Annotated in this window: 9 tRNA genes and 1 rRNA gene; all 10 read left to right on the forward strand. The window is 49.1% G+C overall.

From position 1 onward, the window contains the following. Positions 1–160 precede the first annotated feature (160 nt). The 10 genes from rrf (at position 161) to D8849_RS10335 (ending at position 1,063) form a co-directional block, all read left to right on the forward strand. Positions 161–276: ribosomal RNA gene (gene rrf / locus D8849_RS10290) — 5S ribosomal RNA — on the forward strand. A 4-nt stretch (positions 277–280) separates the two neighbouring features. Then, positions 281–353, forward strand: a tRNA-Val gene (locus tag D8849_RS10295). Positions 354–355: 2 nt separating this feature from the next. Continuing rightward, positions 356–428, forward strand: a tRNA-Asp gene (locus D8849_RS10300). A 23-nt stretch (positions 429–451) separates the two neighbouring features. Then, positions 452–524, forward strand: a tRNA-Lys gene (locus D8849_RS10305). A 5-nt stretch (positions 525–529) separates the two neighbouring features. After that, a tRNA-Leu gene (locus D8849_RS10310) sits at positions 530–611 on the forward strand. 18 nt (positions 612–629) lie between these two features. Next, positions 630–702 (forward strand) — tRNA-Thr (locus tag D8849_RS10315). Positions 703–724: 22 nt separating this feature from the next. Then, positions 725–796, forward strand: a tRNA-Gly gene (locus tag D8849_RS10320). Positions 797–803: 7 nt separating this feature from the next. Then, positions 804–889: transfer RNA gene (locus D8849_RS10325), tRNA-Leu, on the forward strand. A gap of 11 nt (positions 890–900) precedes the next feature. After that, positions 901–974 (forward strand) — tRNA-Arg (locus D8849_RS10330). A 15-nt stretch (positions 975–989) separates the two neighbouring features. Continuing rightward, positions 990–1,063, forward strand: a tRNA-Pro gene (locus D8849_RS10335). The last annotated feature ends 1 nt before the right edge of the window (position 1,064 follow it).

Consider the following 1,064-nt stretch of genomic DNA (forward strand, 5'->3'; position numbering starts at 1 on the left):
GAGATGATCAGGTAGATAGGTTAGAAGTGGAAGTGTGGCGACACATGTAGCGGACTAATACTAATAGCTCGAGGACTTATCCAAAGTAACTGAGAATATGAAAGCGAGAGGTTTTCTTGGTTTGAATAGATATTCAATTTTGAGTAGGTATTACTCAGAGTTAAGTGACGATAGCCTAGGAGATACACCTGTACCCATGCCGAACACAGAAGTTAAGCCCTAGAACGCCGGAAGTAGTTGGGGGTTGCCNCCTGTGAGATATGGAAGTCGCTTAGCTCTAGGGAGTTTAGCTCAGCTGGGAGAGCATCTGCCTTACAAGCAGAGGGTCAGCGGTTCGATCCCGTTAACTCCCATAGGTCCCGTAGTGTAGCGGTTATCACGTCGCCCTGTCACGGCGAAGATCGCGGGTTCGATTCCCGTCGGGACCGTTAGAATAACGTAAGTTATTTTAGACTCGTTAGCTCAGTTGGTAGAGCAATTGACTTTTAATCAATGGGTCACTGGTTCGAGCCCAGTACGGGTCATATATGCGGGTTTGGCGGAATTGGCAGACGCACCAGATTTAGGATCTGGCGCTTAACGGCGTGGGGGTTCAAGTCCCTTAACCCGCATTAAGATATAATAAATGAGCCGGCTTAGCTCAGTTGGTAGAGCATCTGATTTGTAATCAGAGGGTCGCGTGTTCAAGTCATGTAGCCGGCATTTTTAGATAGAAGAAAACAGTGCGAACGTAGTTCAGTGGTAGAACACCACCTTGCCAAGGTGGGGGTCGCGGGTTCGAATCCCGTCGTTCGCTTAGAGAGGCCGGGGTGGCGGAACTGGCAGACGCACAGGACTTAAAATCCTGCGATTGGTAACGATCGTACCGGTTCGATTCCGGTCCTCGGCATAAACTAATGAGCACCCTTAGCTCAACTGGATAGAGTACCTGACTACGAATCAGGCGGTTAGAGGTTCGACTCCTCTAGGGTGCATTTTTCTATTTAACTCGGGAAGTAGCTCAGCTTGGTAGAGTACTTGGTTTGGGACCAAGGTGTCGCAGGTTCGAATCCTGTCTTCCCGAT

This window comes from Streptococcus mitis (assembly GCF_003942765.1).
In the GTDB taxonomy this organism is placed as follows: domain Bacteria; phylum Bacillota; class Bacilli; order Lactobacillales; family Streptococcaceae; genus Streptococcus; species Streptococcus mitis_BE.